The sequence below is a fragment of the Arthrobacter sp. NPDC058127 genome (assembly GCF_042884555.1).
Taxonomy (GTDB): Bacteria; Actinomycetota; Actinomycetes; order Actinomycetales; family Micrococcaceae; genus Arthrobacter.
In genome coordinates, this window is the sequence record NZ_JBHVTT010000016.1 from 1 (window position 1) to 26,409 (window position 26,409).

Sequence of the window (26,409 nt, forward strand, 5' to 3'; positions counted from 1 at the left end):
AGCCCCGCGGCACTGATTCCGAGCGTTTTCAGGATGGTGCGGCGTCCAGGGCCAGCATTGTGGGCCGACTGGAACGGGTCAAGTTGCGCTGCCATTTCTCTCCCTTGAAAGCGTGGTGCCTGTGAGTTGTCTCACGTAGAACTCGACTATAACCGCTCAAAAGAGAACATGAAAGAACTAAAAGTAACAATATCTTGGGTAAAAGTAACAATATTTTGGATAGCGGAAGTGCAAAACTCGAACGAGGAGGGTGGGGTCCTGCCCGCACATTAACCGACGACGCCGACTCTTCCGGCTTCCAGGTCCACGGCGAGTCGGCGGCAAGGCTGCACCTTGCCGATCTTCCGCAGGTTCCGCCTTGATTCCCGCCCGTTCAAGCAGCGACTGACGAGCTTAGTTTTGACGAAAGGTCTTGACAATCCGCGTGGCGTGTTCTCTTATGAGTGAGTTCGTTCGAATCATGTTTTTTTATGTGAGAGTTCGTTCAAGGTGTCGGATCAGTGAAGGTTTCCCTGCGGGGCTCTGCCTGATTCGGCTGCTCTGGTCACTCGCCGCCCCCCCGCGAAAAGGACGCAGCCGAAGCACCACTTCTGGCCCGGTCACCTACCGTTCAGTGTGATCCGATTGAAATGAGGAACAATGATGTTTCGATATCGCAAGGCGCTCAGCTCCGTCTTATTGGCCGGCCTCACCGCACTCGTCCCGATGGGGAACGCCCTTGCGGCGCCCGCCGCCATCGTCACAGGCGCGGCCTTGAGCGACGACACCGGCCGCATGGTCCAGGCACACGGCGCCGGGATCACCAAGGTGGGCGACACCTACTACATGGTCGGCGAGGACAAGGAGGCGGGCCAGACCTTCACCGCGGTCTCCTGTTACTCCTCCAAGGACCTCACCAGCTGGCACTACGAGGGACACTCCCTGACCCTGCAGGCCAGTGGCGACCTCGGACCGAACCGGGTGGTCGAACGTCCCAAGATCATCTACAACGACACCACCCACCAATACGTCATGTATTTCCACGCCGACGACCCTGGGTACCAGGAAGCCCGCGTCGGAGTCGCCACCAGCCCCACCCCGTGCGGCCCCTACGCCTACCACGGCAGTTTCCGGCCGCTCGGCTTCCAGAGCCGAGACATGGGTCTGTTCAAGGACGACGACGGCACCGCCTACCTGCTCACCGAGGACCGTGCCAACGGCCTACGCATCGACAAGCTCTCCGCAGACTACCTGTCCGTCGTGAGCAGCACCGCCCTCGTCGGCGACTACGAGGCACCGGCCATGGTGAAGGTCAACGGCCGCTACATGCTGTTCGGCTCCCAGCTTACCGGCTGGTCCACCAACGACAACGTCTACGCCACCGCGACCTCCCCCGCCGGGCCGTGGACCAGCTTCAGCAACTTCGCCCCCGCTGGTTCCCAGACCTTCAACTCACAGCTCTCCACCATCGTCCCGGTAACCGGCACGCAGGGCACCAGCTACATGTACGTCGGTGACCGCTGGCAAGCCGACGACCTCTTCCACTCACCGCCCGTCTGGCTGCCCATCGAGCTCGACGGCACCACGGCCAAGCTCAACTGGTACGACAGCTGGAGCCTGGACGCCGCCGCCGGCACCTGGTCCCCCCAGGGTGCCGCCATAACCTACACGGCCGTTGGTGCGCTGGTCGGTATCGGTTCGGGTCGTTGCCTTGACGTCCCGGGCGGTTCCACGGCCAACGGGATCCTGGAAGACATCTGGGACTGCAACGGCGGCGCCAACCAGCAGTGGAACGCGACGGCAGCGGGCGAGCTCCGCATTTACGGTGGCAGCAAGTGCCTTGATCTCCTCAACAACGCGACCGCTCCCGGATCGAGCGTGGGCATCTGGGGTTGCAACGGCGGAACCAACCAACAATGGACCACGAACCCCGACGGAACCATCGTGTCCAGATCCTCCGGTCTCTGTCTCGACGTCACAAACCAAAACACCGCGAACGGCACTTCAGTGAAGGTCTGGACGTGCAATGGCGGAACCAACCAACAATGGAGACGCAACTGAACGCAACCCATAAGGCGGCAAATGGCCAGGCAACATCCGGCGCAATCCAGATCGTTTCGACCGGGTCACTGATTTCCAACTGCGCCCCGCCGCTGTTGCCGCTGCAACCATAGTTTCCCCTCACGGGAGAGGGGCCCGGCGACCAGAACTGCTCCCGGAAGGTGGACGGAGAAATCTAATCCATCCTCCGGGAGCAGTTCACGCCGTACCGGGAGGGATTGCCATTGTGGTCGCCTAATGGGCGTCGGAGTTTCTTGCCGTCCTCCTTCGACGATCCTCGAGCGATGCGGTTCAGCGTCAGGCCGGGGCCAGTTGGGTGCCACGCTTCCGCCATCCCGAACGAACCGTCGAAGGCCACTGTCGGAATCCGTGCGGTGAGGTCCCGGGTCCGGCCCTCCATGGTCAAGCTGGGTGCTGTGACCAAGTTGACTGCATAGTCGGATTCCCGTGGACCCTAGCGGAATTCTTGCGCCGGTATCCGAGTTCTTCGAGCGCCTGGACCACATGGTGCAAGGTGTCCTGACGAAAGTTGGGATGGTTGCTGAGGACGCGGGAGACCGTCTGGGCGGAAACACCTGAAGCCCGTGAGGAGGGCGGGCCTCCACAATTTCTCCGCCTGGGCCAGGATCTCTGTCCGGGAGGCGGTCAGATGGGTCGGCTGCGCCACCAGCTTGTCACTGCCAGAGTGTCGTTAGCCGCTGTATTTTGAACCAGAGATGGAGCAAGAACCTCGTGCTCCCATCGTCTAGTTTCAGCCCCGACGACTGCTGAAATTGGCCCAGCTGGTAATAGACGGTGGTTCTATGCATGTGTAGAACCTCGGCGGTCCTCGCGGCGCTGCCCGCGGTATCGAGAAAGACTTCGACTAGTCGGAGCGTCTCGGGAGAGTATGCAGTTGAAAGTCTGCGTAACTCTTCGGGGACGATATCGACGTCTAGCTTTTCAACGTGCAGAGCCGCCAGGAGGGTTGCCGGGCCCAGAGAAGACCATACACCGACGCCAAGACCTTCAGCCTTTGCCGTCTTGGCAGCGGCCACGGCTTGTCTAAATGAAATGTGGACGGACCCAAGGCCATTAGCAGGAGCCCCGACTCCAATCACCCAGGCGTTTCCACCTTCGCTACCCCGGAGAAGGCTCACCTGCTTTTGGATGTCACGTGCCATGGCCTCTGCGGCAGCCTGCCTCAACACCTTTTCACTTCCCAGCACAACAAGCGCTCCGTCGCTGACGGGAGCAAAGAGGTAGGTCTCCCTCAATCTCGGAGCCATGACACGGTTCACTTCGTCTCGGCTGAATGGCTCCGCTTGAGATGGCGATGAGGGGCTTCCTTGAGCCGGAACTATAAGCACTGCCGTGAAGTAGCGGGTTTTTGTGAAAAGACCGAGACCATTCAATTTCCTGCTCGCGTTGTCTCGCGAATCGATATCTTCTGCGACGAGGCTACGGGCGAGCGTCTCTCGTTGCCGTTCCTCTTGCCTTTCATGCTCTGCGAGCTGGGAGAGAACATCGGCTATGTGCGTAGAGGTTTCGATGGATGCAGCCATCTCCTCGGGGTTGAGGTCCGTTTCGGCGATTATCCATACGTAGCCGAGCAACTGATGGCGGGACCAGAGCGGAAGAACGAGTCTTCGCTTCAGTCCAAGTGTTTCGTCTCCATCCATGTATTTGGGTTCGCGCCAAGATTTGATCCCGTGTCCGGTCAGGTACTCAAGCATGCGGCCGGTCACCCGTCGTTCGACAAGGGATTGGGTGCGGGCGCGATCTTCATCGCCGTAATGGCTGCTGTACACGATTAGACGGATCTCGGCATCGTCTACAGCGATTGACCTTTGGAGTGTATGACCGAGCGAGTCAACGAGATTCTGGAGCGCACTGACCATACTCAAATTCTCCTCCGCCTCGTCCAGAGACGAATGGGACCAATCGGGGTTAGATGTTGTACATCCTATGCTTTCCCGCGCGTTATGAATCCAGTAAACGGAAAGACCAATCAGTGGCCGCCAGCAGGGTCGAAAGGGCACTTCCTGGCTACAGCTGGTCGTCGGGTGGCGTTCCGGCCTGACCTCTTGCGCAGGCTTGTACTGATGTCAGAAATTGGCCTCCAGCCTCCGACATTTGCACGTCGAAAAGCTCTCGGTCCGCGAGGAAGATAGAGGAACGCCATCATTTTTCTTCCTTCGATGTCAGTCCCGCGGTCTTCAGCCGAGGCTTGGCAGAAGAGAAGTTTCCCAACATATTCGGACACGGCACGGCCAGCACCAAAGTCAACAGACCTGTTTACGCCTCCGTTTCCGGCTCAGCATGAGGACAGCCCATGATCAATACGCTCACGAAAAACGCCCAGGAAATATCTCTGGTTACACTGGGGTCCGACCCGATCACCATTGAAGAATTTGTTGCGGTTGCCCGTTACAGAGCACGCATAGAATTTTCCGCCGAATATGACGGCCGCGTACGCCGGTCCCGTACCTTGATTGAGAAATTTCTGCAGGAAAACCGGCTTATCTACGGTGTCACTACCGGCTTCGGAGACAACGTCACGGAGGTAATCGCCCCTGAAGACGCCGAAGCTCTTCAGCGCAACATAGTCTTATCGCACGCGGTATCCGTGGGCCAACCCCTGCCTGAAGAAATTGTCCGGGGCGTTCAACTGATGATGCTTGTTGGGCTGGGTCAAGGCTTTTCTGGCATCAGCATCGGCACGCTGGCCCTCATCCGCGACCTTCTGAACCACAACATCACCCCTTACGTTCCGGGTGACGGGTCGGTTGGCTATCTGGCGGTCGAAGCACACATGGCCATGGTGCTGATCGGGGAGGGACGAGTGTGGGTCGCGGGCGAGGTTGTTTCAAGCGCAGACGGTCTGCGGGCCGCAAACCTCGAACCCGTCGCGCTTGGCTGTAAGGAAGGATTGTGCCTGACCAACGGCACCCATTCCGTCACTGCCATCGCTGTATTGACCGCTTACGATGCAGTGCGCGCCGCCACCGTCTCGGACCTGATCGCCGCAATGTCACTGGAGGCTCTTAAAGGGACCATCAAGGCATTCGACCCGCGCCTACACGCCATGAAAAAGCATCCGGAGCAACAAGCGGTCGCCGCCAACGTCCGCAAAGTACTCGCTGGCAGCGCTGAAACAGAGGCGCGAGCTGACTACCGCGTGCAGGACACCTACAGTCTTCGAGGCATCCCCCAGATTCACGGCGCCGCCAAAAGGGCCATCAAGGACGCCGTCGCTGTGATCCGGGATGAACTGCATTCGGTTGGCGACAACCCGGTCATCATCCCGGAAGGACAGGATGGCACGGCACTGATGGGAGCCAACTTCGACAGCACGTTTGCAGGTCTTCAGTCAGATCTTCTCAGTATGGCGATGACCGTTATCGCCAAGGTCTCCGAGCGGCGAACCGACCGAATGCTCAATAGCGCGTTCAGCGAGCTTCCGGCGTTCCTCGCCCCAAACCCTGGCCTGAACAACGGATACATGATCGCTCAATACACGGCCGCGGCCCTGTACATGGAGATGAAGGCCTTAAGCCTTCCCGCTTCGATCGATTCGGTGCCCACGAGCGCTAACCAAGAGGATCCGGTCAGCAACGCCTACCTGGCAGCCATGCAGGCCTATACGGCCGCGGGGAAACTGCGTTACGTATTGGCGATAGAACTCATGTGCGCGGTTCAGGCCAGCGAACTGGGGGATGGCCTGGCGAGCTCACCAGTTGTCCAGGCCATCCAAGCAGCGATCCGAAAAGAGGTCCCGACGGCGGTATCCGACCGCTTCTTCGGCGACGACATCGAGCGAATTGAACGCCTCCTGTTTGACGGCCAGATCCTCCGCATCGTGGAGGAGAACGTTGGCGAGCTCGCATTCTGACTTCGCCGACATGGACCCCGGTCCGCCTTCAGGCATCCGCGGGGCCGACGGTCCTGAAATACGTTCTACTGATCCCCAATTCCCACTACAAAGGGCAAACCATGCCGATCCACCACAAATTTCCCATTAGTCTCATCACAGTCATCGCCTGCGCGGCGCTGACCCTGACAGGCTGCACCACCGCCTCCCAACAAGGCAACGGAACCCCCAGCGGAATGGCCAGTTTTGATCCCGCAACCGTGGCGAAGGATGACACACTCGCCAACGCCGTTCCGGCCTCGATCAGAAGCAAAGGAGTTTTGACTTTTGGCTCAGATACGTCGTATGCGCCAGCCGAATTCCTCGGTGGCCCGGACGGTCAGACGCCCCAAGGGTACGACGTTGACCTGGCGAAGGCCATCGGCTCCACCTTAGGCCTGAACGTCAAGGTCCAGACCGCTGAGTTCACCAGCATCCTGCCTGCCTTGGGCCCCAAATATGATTTAGGTATCTCATCTTTCGGAATCACCCCCGAGAGGCTTGAAGCTGTCAACTTTGTTAGCTACTTCAACGCCGGCACCCTGTGGGCGGTACAGAAGGGCAACCCCAAGAAGTTTTCCCTCGACGATGTCTGCGGGAAGTCTGTTGGCGTGCAGACCGGCACCACTCAAGAAAATCCCGACATCTCCGGCCGGTCCAAGAAGTGCACCGATGCTGGCAAACCGCCTATTAACGTCGTCACCCTGAAGACCCAGACGGATATCACCACCCGCTTGATGAACGGAGGCATTGACGCGATGAGCGCCGACTCTCCCATCATCCGTTATGCACTTTCACAGACCGGTGACCGGTTGGAAACCGTCGGCAATGAATACGATGACGCGCGGCAAGGCATTGCGGTGGCCAAGAACGACCTGGCCCTGGCCGATCTAATCAGCCAGGCAATGAACAAACTGATTGGCGACGGAACCTACAAGAAAATACTTGACACCTGGAACAACTCCGAGGGAGCCATCACCAAGGCCGAAGTGAATCCGGCGGCAGCACATTGAATCTTCCCGAAACAGTCGCCACCCTTCGCCCCCCGATTCTTAAGCGGGCCGAACCTCAACCTATCAACGCGGTTCCGGTTCGTCACCCCGGGCGGTGGGCTGGCGCCACCATTATTCTGTTGTTCCTTACTCTCGTCGCACAGAGTCTGGTCACCAATGTGAACTTCCATTGGGACATAGTCGGCTCGTATATCCTTGACACCCTGGTTGTTCAGGGCATTGGGTGGACTTTGTTGCTGACGGTCCTGTCCATGATCCTGGCGATTCTTCTAGCCATCCTGCTGGCATTCATGCGCCAGTCGGACAACCCGCTGTTCCGCTACGCCAGTTGGTTCTGGGTCTGGTTTTTCCGAGGCACCCCCGTTTACACCCAACTCGTGTTCTGGGGCCTGATCTCCACGCTCTACCCAAAGATCAGCGTGGGAGTCCCCTTCGGCCCCGAGCTGTTCCTCCTCACCACCCAGGACCTCATCAACGCCGGCGTTGCTGCCGTGCTTGGCCTCGGACTGAACGAATCGGCCTATCTGGCCGAGATCTTCCGGGCAGGCCTGAGGGCCGTGGACAACGGCCAGATGGAAGCCGCCGAAGCGCTTGGCATGCGGAAGTCCAAGATCATGTGGCGCATCATCCTGCCCCAGGCCATGCGCATCATCGTCCCGCCCACCGGCAACGAAACCATCGGCATGCTCAAAACTACGTCGCTGGTTCTGGCCGTTCCATTCACCCTTGACCTGACATTCGTCACGAACGGCATCGCCAACCGGACCTACCTACCCATCCCGCTCCTGATCGTGGCAGCAATCTGGTACCTGTCCATCACCAGCCTCCTGATGGTGGGCCAGCACTATATTGAACGACACTTTGGCAAGGGTGTGGATAACCTGGTTCCCGCGCCGGTGAAAGCAGCCCAGACAATGACCGCGACAAACACCACGCCCACCAGCATTCCGAAAGAAGGGGGCGAGAAATGAGGTCCATGAGGAACGATTCGCTGAAAAAGCAGGCATCCATCACCACCCGGAAACCGCTGGTGCGGATCGAAGGCCTCCACAAGTACTTCGGTCCCCATCACGTGCTCCGCGGCATCGACCTCACTGTAAACCAGGGCGAGGTGTCCGTTGTCATCGGGCCGTCCGGTTCCGGCAAGTCAACGATGCTCCGCTGCGTGAACCTTCTCGAAACCATCAGCGCCGGCCGCATCTCCGTGGGCGACCAGCTGATCGGCTACCGCGAAGTCAACGGGCGCCTCCACGACCTGAAGGTCAGGGAGATCGCCGCGCAGCGCCGGGAAATCGGCATGGTCTTCCAACGCTTCAACCTGTTCCCGCACAAGACCGCCCTGTACAACGTCATGGAAGCGCCCGTGCAGGTCAAGGGCAAATCCAAGAGCGACGCCAAGAAGGCCGCCCTCGAATTGTTGGACCGGGTGGGCCTGGCGGACCGCGCCAACCACTACCCGGCCCAGCTTTCCGGCGGCCAGCAGCAACGCGTCGCGGTCGCCCGGGCCCTGGCCATGGAACCGGAGCTGATGCTCTTCGACGAGCCCACCTCCGCACTTGACCCCGAACTCGTGGGCGACGTGCTCAACGTGATGAAGGACCTGGCCAAGTCCGGCATGACCATGATCGTGGTGACACACGAGATCGGCTTCGCCCGCGAAGTCGGCGACCGCCTGACCTTCATGGACGGAGGTGTGGTGGTGGAATCCGGTGACCCCCGCGAAATCATCGCCAACCCGCAGCACGCCCGCACCAAGGAATTCCTGGGAAGAGTGCTTTGACCTAGGGCACTAACTGCGAACGCTACCGATCCGTTGATAGCAGACAACGCGAACGCAATGACGCCCGCTCAGGTGGTTACAGCTGCCCGGATTCCAGAACACTCGGTGATTCGCAAGGCTGCACTCGAACGATGATTTAGGGCGCGGCGGGACCAAGTCGCCCTGCTTCAGGCATCGACTCAAGGTGCCAGACTCACGACATAGCCTCTTCTGGAGTCCGGCACGCTCTTAGAGCCACCATCAGGGCATCGTTTCATCAGGGCACACCGGACTTTGGCGACCGGGCGGAGTCGTTGAAGTCACTGTCCAGCGCCTTTTGAATCCCCATACACCTCACTTTTTCAACCATAGAAGGGTATTTTCATGAGCGAATTCACGGACCAGAAGGCCCCTGGGCCGGCGCGCGGAACCGGGGCCGGTGCCCCGTTGATGAGCATCGGTCGGCGGCACGCCCGCCGATTCCGGCCACTCGCCTTGCTCCTCGCGCCGTTGGTGGTTGTCATGGCCGCGTGCGGAGCGAACGAGGGCGGCAACACCGCCCCAACCTCTTCCACAAGCTCCATTGCAACCGAAGGTACGAGCCCCACGCTGGCAAGCAAGCTCGTGTTCGGGTCGGGCACGGAATGCCCGACCGAGCGGTACTGCCTGGCTGGGCTCGAGAAGACATATGGTCTCAAGTTCAAACAGTTCATCGTGACTGATCCCGGTGGTGCCAAGACGGCGGCAGCGCTTCAGTCGGGCAAGATCGATGGCGGTGTCTTATTCACCACAGACCCTCGGCTGTCCACCGGAGATTTCGTCCTATTGAAAGATGACCATCACCTTCAGCCCGCCGAAAACGTCACCCCGGTCCTCGGTGGAGCCCTCGCTGCCGCCCATGGCAAGGACTTGGCCGCCACCATCGATGCGGTTAGCGCGGTTCTGTCTAACGAGGCACTGACGAAATTGAACGGACAAGTGATGACCGGCACGACGTCCGAGGCCGCGGCCGCAGCCTTCCTTCGTGACAAGGGGCTGGCAGGTTCCTCCGCCGCCGCTCCACGTACGGGACCGACCATCGTCGTCGGATCGGCCAACTTCGAATCGAGCTCGACCTTGGCCCAGCTGTACGGTCAGGCGCTCCGCGGGGCGGGCTTCCCGGTCGAGCTCAAGCTAGCCATCGGCAATCGGAATACCTACTTTCCGATGATCACGAGCGGCCAGATCGGGCTGTTCCCGGAGTATGTCGGTAGCCTCCTGGGTTACCTTGATCATGATGCTCCGGGGATCTCGGACACCGCGGAGGCACACGACGCCCTTGCCAAGATGTTGAAGAGCTCAGGTCTCCTTGCACTGAATCCTGCGCCTGCCCAGGACCAGAACGGCATTGTCGTCACCAAGGAAACCGCCAATCGTTACGGGCTGACCAAGGTGAGCGACCTTGGGAAACCGGCACGCTGAATTCGTAGGGCGTCCCGTGCGGGTAAGAGTCGAGCCGCTAGGGCGGACTCACTCCTTTGTCAGCAGTGAGAGCCCTGCCGACACCCATGGGTCGGGTTCAACGATGCTGGTGCCGTTGCGTGGCCAAGGGATGGTCCTGCGGGAAGTTTGATCGGTGTCTTGTAGTTCCGTTCTGACTGATGGGCAGTTGGCCTTGGTCTTGGGACAGCCCGCATCCGTGCGGACCGGAGTGGAACCGGGTGGGGACCCGGTTCCACTCCTTCTTTTTTCAACACGCTGGAACCCAAACCCGACGAGGCACGCCAGCCCGGCCGGCCTTCCTTTAGCCGGCCTCCTTCGCGATTCGCACCAGCTCGGCGCCGAACCCGTCCGGCCGCCGTTCCGGCAGCCAGACCGCCCGCAGCGTCCGGGTCAGGTCGAGGCCCTCGACGGCCACCGCGATCAGCTGGTCGGTGGCGAGTTCGGCCGCGACCGCGAGCTCACTGAGCACCGCCACACCGGCGTACGCCTCCGAGCCCATGGGTGCAACGGCCTCACCACCACGACCAGAGCGTCGTGCGCGACCGTAGTGGAGGCGACGGCACGCGAGATCCTGGGCAAGCTTGGCGGCAGCGCGACTACCCGGCGATCTAATCCCTCCCGGCGCAGCCAACGCGGGGTCACTTACAGCCCGTCCCGAGGGACATCATGGGCCGTAAGTGACCCCGCGTTGCTTTTAAGAGCTGTAGCCGAGGGGGTTGTTCTTCTGCCAGCGCCAGTGGTCTTCGCACATTTGGTCCACGGTCTTGGTCGTGGACCAGCTGAGATCCGCCAGGGCGGAGGAGGCGTCGGCCCAGAATGCGGGCAGGTCTCCGGCGCGGCGTCCCGTGATCTCGTACGGCAGCGCGTGGCCCACGGCTTGCTCGAAGGCGTGGAGCATCTCCAGTACGGACGTGCCCTTCCCTGAGCCGAGGTTCCAGCGGTGCACGCCGGGGCGTTCCGCAACGTAGTCGAGCGCGGCGACGTGGCCATCGGCGAGGTCGACCACGTGGATGTAGTCCCGCAGGCAGGTGCCGTCCGGGGTGTCGTAGTCTCCACCGAAGACCATGAGCTTTTCGCGGCGGCCGACGGCAACCTGGGCGATGTACGGGACCAGGTTGTTCGGGATGCCCTGCGGGTCCTCGCCGATCCTGCCGGACGAATGTGCGCCCACCGGGTTGAAGTAGCGCAACAAGGCGATGTGCCAGCGCTCGTCCGCGGCGCCGAGGTCCGTGAGGATGTCCTCGATCTGTTCCTTGGTGCGGCCGTAGGGGTTGTTCGCCCCGATCTCCATCTTCTCGACGTAGGGGATCGGGTTGTGCTCGCCGTACACCGTTGCCGAGGAACTGAAAACGATCGAACGGACCCCGTGCTTGTCCATGGCCCGGAGCAGGTTCAGCGTGCCCACGATGTTGTTGTAGTAGTAATTCAGGGGTTCCTGCACGGATTCGCCCACCGCCTTGAGCCCGGCGAAGTGGATGACGGCGTCGATCTGATGCCGGTCGAACACGGCCTCAACCGCGGGCTCATCCACCAGATCCACCTGATGGAACGCCGCGGTCTTTCCCGCCAGTTCACCGACGCGGCGCAGGGATTCTTCGCTTGAATTCACGAGGTTGTCCACCACGACCACTTCGTGCCCGGTTTCCAACAAGGACAGGACGGTGTGGGAACCGATATAACCGGTGCCACCCGTGACAAGAATTCTCATGAGCTTACTTCTTCGTTGTTGTTTCGAGCGTTCGAGGCGGCTTTCGGGCGGTTTGCGGACCCGGAGTTGGCAGTGGGTCGTGGGAATCGCCGCTGTTTGGCTGATCTCTTCAGTTGCAGTGCGTACCTGAAGCAGTCGAGGATCCATGATAGGGCTAACAGGATCTTGCTCCGGGAGCAGATCCTATTCTCCTCAGAATGCCTGTCCATTGGGCTCCTTAGAGGCGTTGGCGGGCGCACCCATCAAGGAATGCGCCCTCGGGCGGTCACTCGGCAGGCTCTCTCTGGTGAGCGAAGTCGCAGGCGTTTTTGCGCGCCGGGCGCCTTAAGCAGGTCGGGTCAGACAGCAGGGGTTAGGAGGCTGGGGTGCGCATTTTTTTGTCTCCGCGTGCGATTTCACGGATGACTGTGACGGCGGCGCCGCGGGCCCAGTCATCGAAGGTGTGTGACTGGACGACGATCTGGCAATCCAGGGCCGCTCCGAAGGCGTGTTCCTGGAAAGTTCTCCGGATCCTGGCTTCGTACAGGTCGTATTCTGCTACGCCCTCGCCGGCGATGATGACAAGTTCGGGGCCAAGGAGGTTTACGAGGGCTGACAGGGCGGCGCCTATGACATGGCCTGCTTCTTCGAATGCCTCCCGTGCCTTGTGGTCACCGGCGTGGGCCAGGTCAATGGCCTCCTGAAGGCTCAGGCCTTTGTCGCCTGTGGATTTTCGGATCCGTTCGATGATTGACGTCGATGAGGCGATGGTTTCTACGCATCCGCGGCGACCGCAGCTGCAGATCAGGTTTCGCGGGGCGAGCGGAAGGTGGCCGATTTCGCCTGAGACTCCGTGGGCTCCCTCGACGATGTCCCCGTTTGTGAAGATACCGCAGCCGATTCCTTCGCCGATGGTGACGACAGCGAACGAGGAGGCGTCCGCCCCCAGGCCAAACATTTGTTCGGCAACGGTGAACGCCCGGACATCGTTTTCGACCACGACCGCAAGTTGCAGGCGGTCCTCGAGCAGGTCCCGGAGTTTGATGTTCCGCCAACCCATGAGCGCGGAGTGCCGGACGATTCCGTTGTGTGTATCGACATCGCCTGATACCGAGATACCCAGTCCGGTGATGGCGTAGTGCGGCGTCGTCTGCTGCAGGTCGGCTACCGCGGACTGCACCGCGCCGAGCACGTCGTCCACGTTGGCTGACCGGGTGCTGCGGGTCGTGGAAGCGATCCGTTGAGCCGACAGGTCGGTCAGTGTCGCGTATACGGTTTCGGCGGTGACTTTGACGCCGATGACATGGGCGCGGTTGTTGGCGACGACCAGTGGGCTCACCGGGCGGCCCGGGGTCTCCACGCGGTCGGCACCCTGGGTAGCGTGTACGACGAATCCACCGTCCACCAACGGTGTTACCGCTTTCGTTACGGCGGCTTGGGAAAGACCGGTACTTCGGGCAACGTCGATTCGTGCGATTGGCCCGTGGGTGAGGATTTTCTGGAAGACAGAGACACCGGCAGGGGACGTTACCGGGATTCGTTCGAGTTCAATCATCCTTTGAGTCCGCTCGATGAGATGCCGGCAAAGAACTGACGCTGCAGGGCGACGAATACTGCGATCAGAGGCAGCGAAACCAAGAGGGATCCTGCCATGAGCGTTGGGTAGTCGGTGGCGTATTGTCCCTGCAACGTGGCCAGGCCAACAGGCAGTGTCATGGTGTCCTTTGAAGAGGTGACTATTAGTGGCCACAGTAGGTCATTCCAAGAGTACAGCGAAGTCAGGATGGTCAGGGCGGCCAGCGTTGGACCAGTCATGGGGAGCATGACCCGCCAGAAAATCTGCCATGAGTTGGCGCCGTCGAGGCGGGCTGCTTCCTCAAACTCTTTGGGGATACCCAGGAAGGCCTGCCGCATCAGGAAGGTCCCGAAGGCCGAAAACAGCCCGGGCAAGGCGATGGCCGGGAGGGTGTTCAACAGCCCCAGGTCTTTCATGAGGTCGAACTGGGCAATCAGAAAAAGCTGGCTTGGTGCCATGAGCATGAGCAGGAACAGTCCGAAGAGGATATTACGGCCGGGGAAGGCGAATCTCGCGAACCCGTAGGCGGCCAGCGAGCAGATGACGAGTTGACCCAGAACCCGGATGAGGAGGGCCCCGAGAGAGGTCAGAAACATGCCGTCCAGAGGCAATGAGCTGAAGAAGCGGGTGTAGCTATCCCAGTTCAGGGCATCGGGCAGGAGCGTGGGTGGGACGGCACGGGACTCGGCGATTGTTTTGAAGGTGGTCACAAGCTGCCAGATGAAGGGGATGACCATGATGGCCGCCCCAACGATCAGAGCCAGGTGGGCTGCCCAGCGGGCACCGCTTCGCCCCCGGGGTGGCACCGGCCCTGGCACGGCCCTTTTGGAGGTCGAGTGCTTGGAAAGGAGCTGAATGTCACCCATAGAAAACCCATCTGCGCTGAAGTCGGAACTGGATGGCAGTGGCCACCACAATAAGCATCAATAGGACGATGGCGATCGCGGCGCCGAGTCCTCGGTCGTATTCCACGAAGGATTTTTGATAGAAGAGGTACACGATCGTCCTCGAACCTTCCAGAGCCGGGGAGCTTCGGCCGATCATGACATAGATCAAATCGAACATCTGCAGTGAGGAGATGACCGACAGGACCGAGACGAAGAAGATGCTCGGGGACAGCAACGGCAGGGTGACGTGGAAGAACTGCTTGATCGGGCCCGCGCCGTCCAGTTCGGAGGCTTCGAGGAGTTCCTTGGGCATGTTTTGCAGCCCGGCCCCAAGAATTATGATGTTCGTTCCCAGGCTCATCCAAATACCGACAATGGCGACTGCATAGATGGCAACGTCGGGATCGGCCACCCAGCTGGGACCAACGATGCCGATGGTGGAGAGCAACTGGTTCAGAAGGCCGAAGTCCCCGTTGTAGATGTACCTCCACACCATGCCCACCGCGACGGGGAGCGTCACCACCGGGATGAAGTACAGGACCCGGTAGACGTTTTGGCCCCTTTTGACGCTGTTGATCAGCGTCGCGACAATGACCGATGCAGGGATGCCCAGAAGAACGATCAGCGTGTAGATCAGGCTGTGTCCCAGGGCTTGCAGGAACTCGGGGCTCTCGGCGAGGGTCGCATAGTTGTCCAGGCCCGTGAATGTCCCTCCCCCGAAGGGGCCGGTTTTGGACAGGCTGATCAGCAGCGTGTTGGCAAGGGGAACCAGATACAGGGCGGTAAGCCCGATCAGGGCGGGCGCGATAAACGCCAACCCGACCAAGGCTGTCTTACGTTGGGCGCGGGCGGGGCGCTTGTTGGCGCCCCGCCCAGCTATGGCGGTGATCATTCTTTATTCAGTGCCTGATTCATGTCCTGGGCCAGTTCCTTGGCGGCGTTCTGCACGGTTTGGGTCTGCTCCCAGGCGGGTGTCAGGAGCTTGTCTTCCAGTTGGTTCCATACCGGCGTGTTAGCCGAGACAGGATAGACTACTGCGTCCGGGACCTGGTCGATGAAGGACTTAAGGTGGAATTCGGGCATCGCGTCGATCCATCCCTGCTGGGTGTCCTTGTATGCGGGGATGACAGCTCCGGTTGATGCTTGGGTCTTGGCGGCCTCTTCGCTTCCGAGGAACAACAGGAACTTCTTCAGCTCTTCGGGGTGCTTGGACTTGCTGTAACCCACGTTCTGGATGCCGTTGATGATGGTCGCCTTCTTCTCCCCCTTGGGCAGCGAGGTGACATCCACCTTGGACTTCAAGCCGGCGTTTTCGTGGAATCGCTGGGCGTAGAAAGAGCCACCGTAGTACATGGCCACTTTGCCGTTCTCAAACTGGGCGACGGCTTCGGTATCGGCAAACTGCTTCAGGGAGGGCGAGTAGCCGTTCTTGATGAAGTCCACCCAGTACTGGAGGCCGGCTTGGGTTTTCGGATCGTCGTAGCCGGATTTCTTTCCGTCATCGGAGATGACATTTCCGCCGGCCTGGGCGATTGTGTTGTAGAAGCCTTCCTGACGGTTCAGGGGCGCGGCGATGCCGAAGGTTCCGTTCGCTGGGTTGGTCAGCTTCGCTGCTGCGGCCTGGACGTCCTTCCAGGTCCACTGGTCGGTCGGATAGGCGACACCGGCGGCGTCAAAGAGCTCCTTGTTGTACCAGAGGCCGACGGTGTCGAAGTCCTTGGGCAACCCGTATTGGTGGCCTTTATATTTGAAGAGGTCAACGAGGGGTTTGGGGTAGACGCCCATGTCGATGTTGGCTGACTTGATCGCATCATCGAGTGGGAGCAGTTGGTCGTTGGCGGCGTAAACGTGGAAGTTGGTTCCCAGCATCCAGAACGCGTCAGGAGCCGTTCCGCCCTGCGCGCCGACCTGAAGTTTCGTCCAGTAGTCAGTCCAAGGGTTCACTTGAAGTTCGATTTCGATGTTGGGGTTCTTTGCCTCAAACTCGTCGACGAGTTTTTGCATGGTCTCCTTCTGGGACCACACGCCGTAGGTCAGATGTACTTTCTCCCCGGGGGAAGTACTACTTTGGGTCGAACAGCCTGTCAACGCAGCTGCCATTGCGACCGCCGCTGTCGTAGCCGCTAGCCACCTTTTCATAGAGTTCCTTTCATAGATCCGGTCGATGCTGACCGGATGGTTTGTCGTTTAGCCCGGTTGGGTGCAGGCCGTGTCAGTGGGTGATCGTGGGGTCAATCCAGTCGACGTGCGCGGTTTCCCCATCAGGGTCCGGGAGGGTGCGCAGTTCCAGGACGATCGCGTTGCCGGTGACGAGGTCGAAGGACTCTGCGGGATCTCCAGCCCTGAGGCTGAACGTTCGGACGGGGGTACCGTCCAATACGATCAGGGCTGACGCTGATCCCTGCGGGGTCTCGTCGTCGATTCCCACGGCTCCGGCGAAACGGGCAATCTGGCCGCCGAGATGGAAGCTGACGGTGGAAGTGTCGCTGACACCGATACCGGTGGGGTATTGCGTGCCTGCCACCGTGATCGTGTTTCCGTCCCGGGGGTCTCCGCCCCCGTTGGATTCATTGCGTTCCACGGGGCCAACGTCGTTCTGGGCGGTCAGGAAGGGAAGCGCCGACAACTGATACTTTCCCTGCCGGTATGGGGCGAAGACCCTGGCGTGGGAAACCACGGCGACCCCGTCACCGTCGGGGCGTTCGGCGGTGACCACGCAGAGGGCGCCGGGCTCGACGTCGGTGGGAGCCTGGACCGACCAGCGCCCGCCACCGAGATGCGTGACCGTCCACCCGGGGGCAGCCCTCAGCTTTGCATAGAGGTCGGTGAACACCACAGCAGATAGATTGTCTTTCAGGGTTCCGATCTGCGGGGACAGGGCCGGCGGGTCGTTGATCTGACGAGTAGTGGCCTGGAACAGCGCTTCCCCGACCGGGGCGATGATCGCTCCGAATCCTCCGTTTTCGGCAACGGGGATGCTGATCGGGCCGGGGGTGAGGTCCGAGTCAATGTGACGCTCCAGGAGTCCTTCCCTGGTGTCTTGGCGGGCATCTGCCACGATCCATCCTACGTAGGGTCCCTCTACGAGGGTTGATACGTCGACGGTCAGGGTGCGGGCTTCGCCGCTGCTTATGGCTCCGATGAACCAGCGCCTTCCCTGTCGCCGGGCGATGATGGCGTCGGTGTCCGGATGCCCGGACAGGAGGCGTACTTCATCCCAGCTCGGGGCGATTTCGGCGAGGAATCTGTTGGCCAGCGGCCTTTTGCGGTATTCCTCAGGTTCGTCAGCGAAGTGGGTAATCCCCGACTCGTACGCGACGGAGAGGGCAAGTTCGTGCCCGTCACTGGTTTCCCTGTCCGGTGCACTGAAGGTCACCGGGGTGTAGTCCATGGAGCCGACGACGTTGCGGGTGAAGGGCTGGATGACGTTGTGGGCTGCGGTCAGCGGGTTTCCGTAGAAAACGTAGTACTCGGCGCCGCGGATGCCTTCGTAGCTGACTACGTGCGGGTGGCTCTTCGCCCAGCCCCGGGGAATCACGGAGCCATGGAAGTTCACCATCAGACCAAGGTCAGCGGTCTTGGCGATGATGGCGTCATACCACTGGTAACGTTCCTGGGATTCGGATTCCATGAAGTCGACCTTGATACCGGCAACACCCCAGGACCGCCACAGCGTGAGCTTCTCCAATGCCTCGGCGCCGTCGAGGTCTGACCAGGAACTCCAGACGTGGATCTGGATTCCGCGGCAGCTTGCATAGGCGACGAGTTCGGGCATCCACGCGGCATCCCAGCCACAGTCAACCAGCACGTGCTCCCAGCCTTGCTCGGCCGCGTAGTCAACGAAGCGTTTCTGCTCCCCGAAGTAGGCGCCGGAGTACTGGCTGGACCACCAGGACCACGCTGCCCGACCGGGACGGGTGGGCACCGCAGCCTCCCGATCGGGTTCCGGGGCCAGATCGTCAACAAGTTCGGACGCGACGATCTCTGGAAGTGTCCCGATGATGGCGACCCTCCACGGCGTCAGGTGGCCGCCGTCCACGAGGATCGGATCATCGGCCGTGACAACGCTGAATGCAGCACCGGTATCGTATTTCAGGTGCGCTCCGGAGCTGGCGCCGTTGATGTCCGATTCGCTGTAAAGAATAAACGTTTCTTCCACCGGAGTGCTCACCAACGCAGGGAAGCCGTACTCTCCGGGGACCAGCTCCGGCGTATCCACGCCGAAGCGGGGTGTCTCGTACCACGTCTGGTACTCAAGAAGCCACGCCTTGCCTGTCGGGTCGAGAGGCACCGTGGTGGCCTCGGTCCCCAGTTCGATGCTCTTCGACGTCTCCGGTGCCCGGTAGCGGAAGGCAATGCCATCGGCAGCTGTGCGAAGAATCAGTCCCCAGATCGTGCCGTCCTCGGATTGGAACGTGATGTCCAGTTCCTGGTGCCGGACCGTCCGGTCGCCGACGACCTTGCCGGCGTACTTCCGGTACGTTTCGTTGACTGATTGGCGTTTGGCGGCAAGGACCGAAGACGCCGGCCCCACGCGGCGTCCGTTGAAGGTGGTGCCGATCTCGATGGCATCGATGACACGGTTCCCTTCCCGGTCGACGGTGAGGAAGATGCCCTTGTCGGTGGCGTGGATCTGCGCTTCGATGGGTCCTGTTGTCGATGCCAGGACTCGTGATGACGTGGGGGCTGGGGGCAGCGGCATGCGTATCGGCTCCGTGATGGGGGAAGGATATTAAGACCGGGGCCAGCTCGTGCGGTCCGAAGGGTGCGGGAGTGCGTGAAGTGATCCACGTTGACCTCGACTTCCCCGGCGGCCCTGAGAAGCGGCTTGCGGTATGGGACGAGCTTAGCCATGATTACTTCACAGCGTCAAGTAATTATTGGGATCCACATCACGCAACAAAGGAACCGCAATGCAGACAACAACCGAAAGATCCATCTTCCTCACCGCCGCCGGGGTCAGCGCCGTTTTCGCCATCCCCGACGGAGGCTTGCCCCGCATCATCCACTGGGGGCGCGCGGTGCCGGAGGGCGATGCGATCCGCGAGGGCCTGGTCTGGACTTCCAACCCAGCAGTCCTCAACAGCTCTTTCGACACTCCGCGGAATGTGTCGATAGCACCCACCGGCTTCCAGGGCTGGTCGGGTACTCCCGGTCTGGCCTATCACTCGGACGGCGCAGCCGGAGCGGTCCTCACCCTCGAGGACGCCAGCTCAGACGGTACGTCAGCGACGTTTGCGCTTCGGGACCCGGATCTGGGAATCACCATTGAGTGCTCCTACGAGTTGCTGGACTCCGGAATTCTCCGGGCAAGGACATCGGTCAACAACCCGCCGGAGGGCCCCACCGCACGCCTGGATATCGCCGCCTTGCGCGTCCTGATGCCGGTCCCCCAGCGGGCCAGTGAAATCCTTGATTTCACCGGCCGCTGGAGCGGTGAACGCCGGCCCCAAAGGTCGGCGGTCACGGACGGGACCCGACTTCGGGCCTCCCGTCGCGGCAGGCCCGGCCACGACGCTCCCTTCGTCAGCGTCCTGGGCACACCAGGGTTCTCTTTCCGGGGCGGGGAAGTGTGGGCCAGCCACATCGCTTGGAGCGGTAATCAGGAACAAATCACGGAGCGGCTTCCCGAAGGCGCGGGGACCCTGACGACACTGATCGGTGGCGGCGAACTACTCGAACCAGGAGAAATCAGCTTGGCCCCGGGATCCAGCTACTCCTCACCGGAAGTGTTGTTTGCCTGGTCGGACGAAGGAACCGATGGAGTGGCCCGCAGGTTCCACAACTACGCCCGGAGCCTGCCGTCCCACCCCGCCTCTGACCGCCCCCTGGTGTTGAACACGTGGGAGGCCGTCTACTTCGACCACGACCTGGACCGTCTCAGCGACCTGGCAACGCAGGCCGCCTCCCTTGGGGTCGAACGCTTCGTCCTGGACGACGGCTGGTTCAGGGGCCGGAGGGACGACACCGCCGGACTTGGCGACTGGTTCGTCGACGCGCAGGTGTGGCCGGAAGGACTGTCCAAACTCTCCAACCACGTGCACGGACTGGGCATGGAGTTCGGCCTGTGGTTTGAACCCGAAATGGTTAACCTGGACTCCGACCTGGCCCGCCGGCATCCACACTGGATACTCGGCGACCCCCGGGCAGCTCTTGGGTGGCGCAACCAGCACGTCCTGAACGTCGCGGAGGAGGACGCCTGGCAGTACCTGCTCGGCCGCATGGACGAACTCGTCGCCAAATACGAGATCGATTTCATTAAATGGGACCATAACCGCGACCTGCACGGGGCCACCGACCGGTCGACAGGTTCCTTCAACGTTCACGCCCAAACCACGGCCGTCTACCGCCTGATGGACGCCCTGCGCTCCAAACACCCCGCCCTCGAAATTGAGTCCTGCGCCAGCGGCGGCGCGCGCATTGACCTGGGCATCCTGTCCCACACCCAGCGCGTCTGGCCCTCGGACACGAACGACCCGCACGAGCGGCAAATGATCCAGCAGTGGACAGGGCTCCTTCTGCCTCCCGAGCTCATCGGCAGCCATGTCGGACCCGCAGAAGCCCACACCACCCACCGCACCACCACACTGCCGTTCCGCCTTGCAACAGCCCTGTTCGGCCATGCTGGCATTGAATGGGACATCACCTCCTGCTCAGCTGAGGAACTTTCCGCGATCCGCTCCTGGGCTGATCTTTACAAGGAACTGCGCCCGCTGCTGCACGCCGGAACCACCGTCCACGCCGATGGCACCGACGCGGGCACTTCAATGACAGGCGTTGTCTCAGCGGACCAGGCGCACGCAGTGTTCGCTTGGACCAGAACCGAGACAAGCTCCACTGCCCACAGCCCACGCGTCCGCCTCCCAGGTCTGGATGTATCAACGGACTACCAGCTCCGAGTCCGGGACGAAATCGGCGCCGCCAGCAGGCACCTGATCCAGGACCCCGCATGGTTTCCGGCCAACCGAGCAACCGTCCGCCTGCCAGGTCTGCTGCTCACGGAGATCGGAGTGCCACTGCCGACCCTGAATCCGGGCAACACCATCCTCATCGAAGTCACAGCCGCATCCGACTAGCCGCCGGCTCCCGGCCCTGCCGCGTCGCACGCGCCAGGGCCGGGAACCCACGCCACAGCAGAATTCACCGCTCCCCCGGCATGGCTCACCCCGGCCCAGCGCGCTCCACCGGCGTGCACGCAGCACCTATCGGTCCTTTCCGGAACCTCCGGGAAATACTTGACGGTGTAAATTAAAGGGGGTTGAATACCGCAGGACGACGCACGGACGCGTCGCCCTCTCTAAGGAGGAACGTGAAATCCAGAATCACCGCGCTTACCCTCGGAATAACGCTCCTAGCAGGAGGTGGCCTCGCGGCTACCTCGCCCCCGGCGTTTGCGCTTACGAGCCACACCGTCACCTCACCGGATTCGAACACTGCCCTTACCGTCCAGGAACAACCTGACGGTTCCTTGACGTACAGCGTCAACCAAGGAGGGCAAGCAACTCTTGACCCCTCGAGCCTGGGAATTGTCACCGCCGCGGCGGATCTTTCCAACGGCCTGACATTCAGCAGCGAGACAACCACCGCCGTGCAGCAGTCCTACGATCTCGTGGAACACTTCAACGGAACCGTCAACTCCAACGCCAACCAGATGACGCTGACCTACACCAAAGGCTCCGCGCAGCTGCAGATCATCGCCCGGGCCCAGAACGACGGAGTCGCTTTCCGCTACGTCGTCTCCGGCGTTGGAAATACGTCCATCACCCAGGAGAGCACTACCTTCGCTTTGCCCTCGTCTACGGGCGTTTGGGCAAGTAACTACCGTTCAGCACGGGACTATGAGGACCGTTACCCCTACGTCTCCGCAGCGTCAATGGGCACCCAAAAGTTCGGGATGCCCCTGTTGGCCAGCCTGCGGAACAACGCCTCCTGGCTGCTCATCTCGGAGGCCGCCGTGTATAACGGCGGAAGTTACCCTGCCATCCGCCTCGATGCCCAAGGCAACGGCAACAGCACCCTCAAAGCCCAACTGCCCGGCCCGGACGACAATGTCTTCGACACTTCCCAGGCCGGCACATCCGTCCCCACCAGCGGGTCCTTTTCCACGCCCTGGCGGGTCCTGGTGAACGGATCATCCTTGGGGACAGTCACGAACACCTCACGGTTCACCGATCTGAACCCCGCTCCCTCGCAAGGTACCGACACATCCTGGATCAACCCCGGCAAGGCGCTGTGGTCCTGGTGGTCCAACGAGGAACACGCAGACCAAGGCGACAACATGGTCCTGTCGCAGGAGCAGTACATCGACTCGGCCGAAGAGCTGGGCATGCAGTACGTGACCGTTGACTGCTGCTACAACGCCACGGATATCCCCACCATCACCTCCTATGCAAAAAAGCACGGCGTCGGCATCTTCATCTGGAAGAACAAGGGCGATTTCACCAACCCTGACGGGACCTACATGAACCAGGCAGCTGTTGACTCCCTGCTGCAGAGCCTGGCCAACCAAGGCGTGGCCGGGCTGAAGATCGACTTCATGCAAAGCGACAGGGCAGACACCGTTGCCTTGTATGACCGCATCTCCAGCGGAGCCGCCAAGGCAAAACTCCTGGTCAACTACCACGGTTCAACAAAGCCCTCCGGAGAGAACCGCACCTATCCCCAGATCATCACCTCCGAAGCGATCCTCGGCAGCGAACAATACAAGTATGGGCGCCCGCCGACCGCCGCCGACGATGCGACCTACCCGTTCACCCGCAACGTCACGGGGGGCATGGACTACACCCCCGTCATCTTCTCCAACTCCTCTCTCCTGACCACCCAATCGCACCAGCTCGCCCTCAGCGTCGTGTTCACTTCGGCGATGTCACACCTCGCCGATTCAAATGCCGCCTACGAGACCTGGGTCGGCCGGCACTTCCTCCGTGCCGTGCCCACCGTGTGGGACGAAAGCCGGCTGGTCGAAGGATTCCCCGGCAACTATGCGTCCTTCGCACGCCGATCCGGGCAGGATTGGTACATCGGAGCGATCAGCGACTCAGCACGGACAACATCGATTCCACTAACGTTTCTCGGCTCGGGGTCCTACACTGCGACCATCTTCAAGGACGGCGCAACGGACCAGACGATCGCCACCGAAACGCGCACAGTCACATCGTCCGACACTTTGGCCATCCCGCTGCGAACCCATGGCGGGGCTTCCGTTCACATCAGCCAAACCCCACTTCAGTTCAATGGCTCCGCAGATAGAGTTCTTGAAGCGGAATCATCGACCAACACCCTCAGCGGCGGAGCCTCAACAGCCAACTGCCCAGGCTGCTCGAGCGGCACCAAAGTCGGAAACCTCGGCAACTCAGGGTCAATCACGTTCAACAACGTCCAGGCCGCTTCCGCAGGAGCACGCATCCTCCGAATTGGATACCTGTCAGCTGACCCCCGCTCATTTACCGTATCCGTCAATGGTGGGACACCCCAGACCATATCTCCGCCGCGGTCAGGCAAAGGCAACAACGGCGAACCCAGTGGATGGGACATCGTCCGGGACGTCGACGTGAACGTAAACCTTGCCGCCGGCGCAAACACCATCACCATCGGCAACCCCACCGGATACGCCCCGGACATCGACCGGATCATCGTCAAGCGCCCGTATGAGGCCGAGGCTGCCACCCGCACCGGGAACGCGAGCGTCGAATCCTGTACAGGCACTGAATGCTCCGGCGGCAAAGTGGGAAACCTCTACGGAGCATCAACCCTGAGCTTCAACGCCGTATCCGCCCAGGCTTCCGGATCCACCACCGTGGAAATCCGCTACGCCTCTGCCTCAACCCGGACGGTAAAGGTCTCAGTAAACGGGGGAACGGCGCAAACAGTCACATTCCCCACCACTGCCACCTGGAACGACGTGAGCACAAAGACCATCTACCTGCCGCTCACAGCCGGTAACAACACGATCACCTTCGACTCAGCCGGCGGCTACAGCCCCGACATCGACAGGATCCTCGTCCGCCAATAAGGAACCGGGCCCCGGAGCTCAACCGCTTCGGGGGCCGTTCCATCCCACACCCATCATCGGATTACTCCACCAACCCCCCCACCAAGGACAGAAATGCGACAGGACACAGGACACTACTCCGAGGACCTTTGCATCCTCACCAGATCCTCAATGGACGCCGAACTCGACCGGGCCGTGCGAACTGCCCAGCAGCACGCCGACCCATCTTCCGGGATCCTCGTTATCAGAAAGGACGCCCATCGATTCACAATCCAAGTAAGCCCCGAGGTGCCTTATGGACAAACAATCGAGCGACAGGACTGGTAGTCCCCACGCTTGGAACCGAAGCGCTCCACCGGTGAGACCCGCCAGCCACTGACTCCCACTTCCATCCAGTCCGGAGCCGGCTGATGCAGATGCATGACTCCCGGGTCAACGAGATACGAGCCCGGCGTCAATCTCCTGCTCCTGCAAGACAGAACGCCCCGCTCCCGTCTCCGGATGCGCCGTCGGATCGGCCGGGCCCCTCGCTCAATCCGACCTGCCCGGCAAGCCCCTCCGGAAGCGGATCTGACATCTCCGCGACATATTCCCACTCCCATATTCCCAATCTACGGGAGACGGCTATCCGGCCTTGGAGCCCCTAATTTCTACTTGACGCATGGATCTTGCCACGTCACCCGATCAGCCCGAGCAGTTCAGTTCCTCGACCGCCACCCAGATGCATCCTGACCTTGTTGTCTCCGGAAAGATCCGGAGACAAGGCGTCTGGACACCCGGGGAAATCTGGATCTCCGACGGCAAGGTAGCAGCCGTCTTCGACAGCGCAAACGCACCAGCAACAGCGGCAAAGCGGATCGAGGTGGGAAACTCCTACGTTCTGCCAGGCGCTGTCGATGCACATGTGCATTCCCTCTCACATGTCGGCGAGGGCGTACGCGCCTCAACCCGAGCAGCGGCAGCCGGTGGCGTGACGACGATCGTCGAGATGCCCTTCGACGGACGAGGCCCGATCAACTCCGTCGATCGGATCCGTGCCAAGCAGGACCTCATCCAGGATGAAGCGCTCATCGACGTCGCCCTCCTGGGCACGCTCGCACCGAACGGCGGCTGGCGGAAAGCGGAGGCCCTCGTCTCGGAAGGAGCCGTCGGGTTCAAAGTCAGCTTGTTCGACACAGACCCGGCCCGATTCCCGAGGATCGATGACCGCGAGCTGCTGAACGTCATGAAGGCCGTCGGTGGAACAGGCCGGACCCTTTGCGCGCACGTGGAGAACAACGAAATCGTCAAGGCACTGCTCCTTGAAGAGGCCGGCGCCCATCCGGACGACGTTCATGCCCACACGCGAAGCCGCCCCCCGGTCTCGGAGACCCTGGGGGTGCTGACAGCGATGGAAATCGCCGCGATGACGGGCAACGCCCTTCACCTGTGCCACCTTTCCCTTCCACGAAGCATTGATCTGGTGTCCTGGTACCAGGGCCAGGGGGCTGACATCAGCCTTGAGACATGCCCGCATTACCTCACGTTCACCCGCCACGATCTGGACGCCCACCGCGGCCGGCTCAAGATCAATCCGCCGCTGCGTGAGGGGAAGGACCGGGAGGGCCTCTGGCACCGCATCGACGCGGGTGCAGTCACCGTCATTTCCAGCGACCACGCACCGTGGCCGGTGGAGATGAAGGACCACCAGCGGATCCTCGACAACCATTCCGGTGTACCCGGAGTGGAAACCCTGGTGGCAACGACCCTGGGCCAGGCATTGTTACGCGGCGAACGGGCCTTCAACCAGGCTGTCGATGCCCTGACAATCGGCCCGGCCCGCCGGTTCGGCCTGGACCGCAGCAAGGGGAGCCTGGAAGTGGGAAAGGACGCCGACATCGCCGTGTTCACGCCGGATCCCTCTTACGCTATCGACGGCTCGGCGTTGCATTCCAATGCCGGCTGGTCACCCTACAACGGTTCAAAGCCAGGCGGCCATGTCAGTCTCACGCTTTCGCGGGGCGAAACGGTGTGGCGAGCCGGGTCGGGCCTCACCGGAACCGAAGGGCGGGGCCATCTTGTCGGTTCGTACTAGAACTGTTC

The 26,409-nt window shown here is 61.3% G+C and carries 17 protein-coding genes and 1 pseudogene; 9 read left to right on the forward strand and 9 right to left on the reverse strand.

Annotation, left to right across the window (positions count from 1 at the left end):
• Nucleotides 1-639 precede the first annotated feature (639 nt).
• Nucleotides 640-2,040 carry an RICIN domain-containing protein gene (locus ACFVTG_RS18200; protein WP_390282271.1) on the forward strand — a complete coding sequence of 467 codons (1,401 nt, stop codon included), beginning with the start codon at nucleotides 640-642 and terminating at the stop codon, nucleotides 2,038-2,040.
• A gap of 402 nt (nucleotides 2,041-2,442) precedes the next feature.
• Here ACFVTG_RS18200 and ACFVTG_RS18205 read toward each other — a convergent pair.
• Nucleotides 2,443-2,613: pseudogene (locus tag ACFVTG_RS18205) on the reverse strand (LacI family DNA-binding transcriptional regulator); the annotation flags it as partial.
• 101 nt (nucleotides 2,614-2,714) lie between these two features.
• Nucleotides 2,715-3,920: a PucR family transcriptional regulator gene (locus ACFVTG_RS18210; protein ID WP_390282272.1), complete on the reverse strand. Its 1,206-nt coding sequence runs from the start codon at nucleotides 3,918-3,920 to the stop codon at nucleotides 2,715-2,717.
• Between the two features lie 434 nt (nucleotides 3,921-4,354).
• On the opposite strand from ACFVTG_RS18210, the gene hutH reads away from it, so the two are divergent.
• The 5 genes from hutH to ACFVTG_RS18235 all read left to right on the forward strand — a co-directional run bounded on the left by hutH (nucleotide 4,355) and on the right by ACFVTG_RS18235 (nucleotide 10,165).
• Nucleotides 4,355-5,914 (forward strand): histidine ammonia-lyase, encoded by a 1,560-nt coding sequence (gene hutH / locus ACFVTG_RS18215; RefSeq protein ID WP_390282274.1) that lies wholly within the window; start codon nucleotides 4,355-4,357, stop codon nucleotides 5,912-5,914.
• Between the two features lie 101 nt (nucleotides 5,915-6,015).
• Nucleotides 6,016-6,945: an ABC transporter substrate-binding protein gene (locus tag ACFVTG_RS18220; protein ID WP_390282275.1), complete on the forward strand. Its 930-nt coding sequence runs from the start codon at nucleotides 6,016-6,018 to the stop codon at nucleotides 6,943-6,945.
• A 35-nt stretch (nucleotides 6,946-6,980) separates the two neighbouring features.
• Nucleotides 6,981-7,916, forward strand: coding sequence for an amino acid ABC transporter permease (locus ACFVTG_RS18225; RefSeq protein WP_390282396.1), 936 nt, complete (start codon nucleotides 6,981-6,983; stop codon nucleotides 7,914-7,916).
• A gap of 5 nt (nucleotides 7,917-7,921) precedes the next feature.
• The gene (locus tag ACFVTG_RS18230) at nucleotides 7,922-8,725 is read left to right on the forward strand and encodes an amino acid ABC transporter ATP-binding protein (RefSeq protein WP_390282276.1); all 804 of its coding nucleotides are present in this window, start codon (nucleotides 7,922-7,924) and stop codon (nucleotides 8,723-8,725) included.
• Nucleotides 8,726-9,088: 363 nt separating this feature from the next.
• On the forward strand, nucleotides 9,089-10,165 hold the full coding sequence (locus ACFVTG_RS18235; RefSeq protein ID WP_390282277.1) for a glycine betaine ABC transporter substrate-binding protein: 1,077 nt from the start codon (nucleotides 9,089-9,091) through the stop codon (nucleotides 10,163-10,165).
• A 322-nt stretch (nucleotides 10,166-10,487) separates the two neighbouring features.
• On the opposite strand, the gene ACFVTG_RS18240 is transcribed toward ACFVTG_RS18235, so the two are convergent.
• The 7 genes from ACFVTG_RS18240 to ACFVTG_RS18270 form a co-directional block, all read right to left on the reverse strand.
• Nucleotides 10,488-10,685 (reverse strand): hypothetical protein, encoded by a 198-nt coding sequence (locus ACFVTG_RS18240; RefSeq protein WP_390282279.1) that lies wholly within the window; start codon nucleotides 10,683-10,685, stop codon nucleotides 10,488-10,490.
• 195 nt (nucleotides 10,686-10,880) lie between these two features.
• Complete coding sequence (gene galE / locus ACFVTG_RS18245) at nucleotides 10,881-11,894, reverse strand: UDP-glucose 4-epimerase GalE (protein WP_390282280.1); 1,014 nt, start codon at nucleotides 11,892-11,894, stop codon at nucleotides 10,881-10,883.
• Nucleotides 11,895-12,246: 352 nt separating this feature from the next.
• Nucleotides 12,247-13,428: an ROK family protein gene (locus tag ACFVTG_RS18250; RefSeq protein ID WP_390282281.1), complete on the reverse strand. Its 1,182-nt coding sequence runs from the start codon at nucleotides 13,426-13,428 to the stop codon at nucleotides 12,247-12,249.
• Nucleotides 13,425-14,315, reverse strand: coding sequence for a carbohydrate ABC transporter permease (locus ACFVTG_RS18255; protein WP_390282282.1), 891 nt, complete (start codon nucleotides 14,313-14,315; stop codon nucleotides 13,425-13,427). Before ACFVTG_RS18255 ends, ACFVTG_RS18250 begins: the two co-directional genes overlap by 4 nt.
• Nucleotides 14,308-15,228 carry a carbohydrate ABC transporter permease gene (locus ACFVTG_RS18260; protein ID WP_390282283.1) on the reverse strand — a complete coding sequence of 307 codons (921 nt, stop codon included), beginning with the start codon at nucleotides 15,226-15,228 and terminating at the stop codon, nucleotides 14,308-14,310. The genes ACFVTG_RS18255 and ACFVTG_RS18260 overlap by 8 nt, the downstream gene beginning before the upstream one ends.
• Nucleotides 15,225-16,475, reverse strand: a complete 1,251-nt coding sequence (locus ACFVTG_RS18265; RefSeq protein WP_390282284.1) for an ABC transporter substrate-binding protein — start codon at nucleotides 16,473-16,475, stop codon at nucleotides 15,225-15,227. Before ACFVTG_RS18265 ends, ACFVTG_RS18260 begins: the two co-directional genes overlap by 4 nt.
• 73 nt (nucleotides 16,476-16,548) lie before the next feature.
• On the reverse strand, nucleotides 16,549-19,038 hold the full coding sequence (locus ACFVTG_RS18270) for a glycoside hydrolase family 97 catalytic domain-containing protein (protein WP_390282285.1): 2,490 nt from the start codon (nucleotides 19,036-19,038) through the stop codon (nucleotides 16,549-16,551).
• Between the two features lie 211 nt (nucleotides 19,039-19,249).
• Here ACFVTG_RS18270 and ACFVTG_RS18275 point away from each other — a divergent pair, with 211 nt between their 5' ends.
• The 3 genes from ACFVTG_RS18275 to ACFVTG_RS18285 all read left to right on the forward strand — a co-directional run bounded on the left by ACFVTG_RS18275 (nucleotide 19,250) and on the right by ACFVTG_RS18285 (nucleotide 26,401).
• On the forward strand, nucleotides 19,250-21,412 hold the full coding sequence (locus ACFVTG_RS18275) for an alpha-galactosidase (RefSeq protein WP_390282286.1): 2,163 nt from the start codon (nucleotides 19,250-19,252) through the stop codon (nucleotides 21,410-21,412).
• A 233-nt stretch (nucleotides 21,413-21,645) separates the two neighbouring features.
• Nucleotides 21,646-24,348 (forward strand): glycoside hydrolase family 97 catalytic domain-containing protein, encoded by a 2,703-nt coding sequence (locus ACFVTG_RS18280; RefSeq protein WP_390282287.1) that lies wholly within the window; start codon nucleotides 21,646-21,648, stop codon nucleotides 24,346-24,348.
• Nucleotides 24,349-24,988: 640 nt separating this feature from the next.
• Nucleotides 24,989-26,401, forward strand: coding sequence for a dihydroorotase family protein (locus ACFVTG_RS18285; protein WP_390282288.1), 1,413 nt, complete (start codon nucleotides 24,989-24,991; stop codon nucleotides 26,399-26,401).
• Nucleotides 26,402-26,409: the final 8 nt, after the last annotated feature.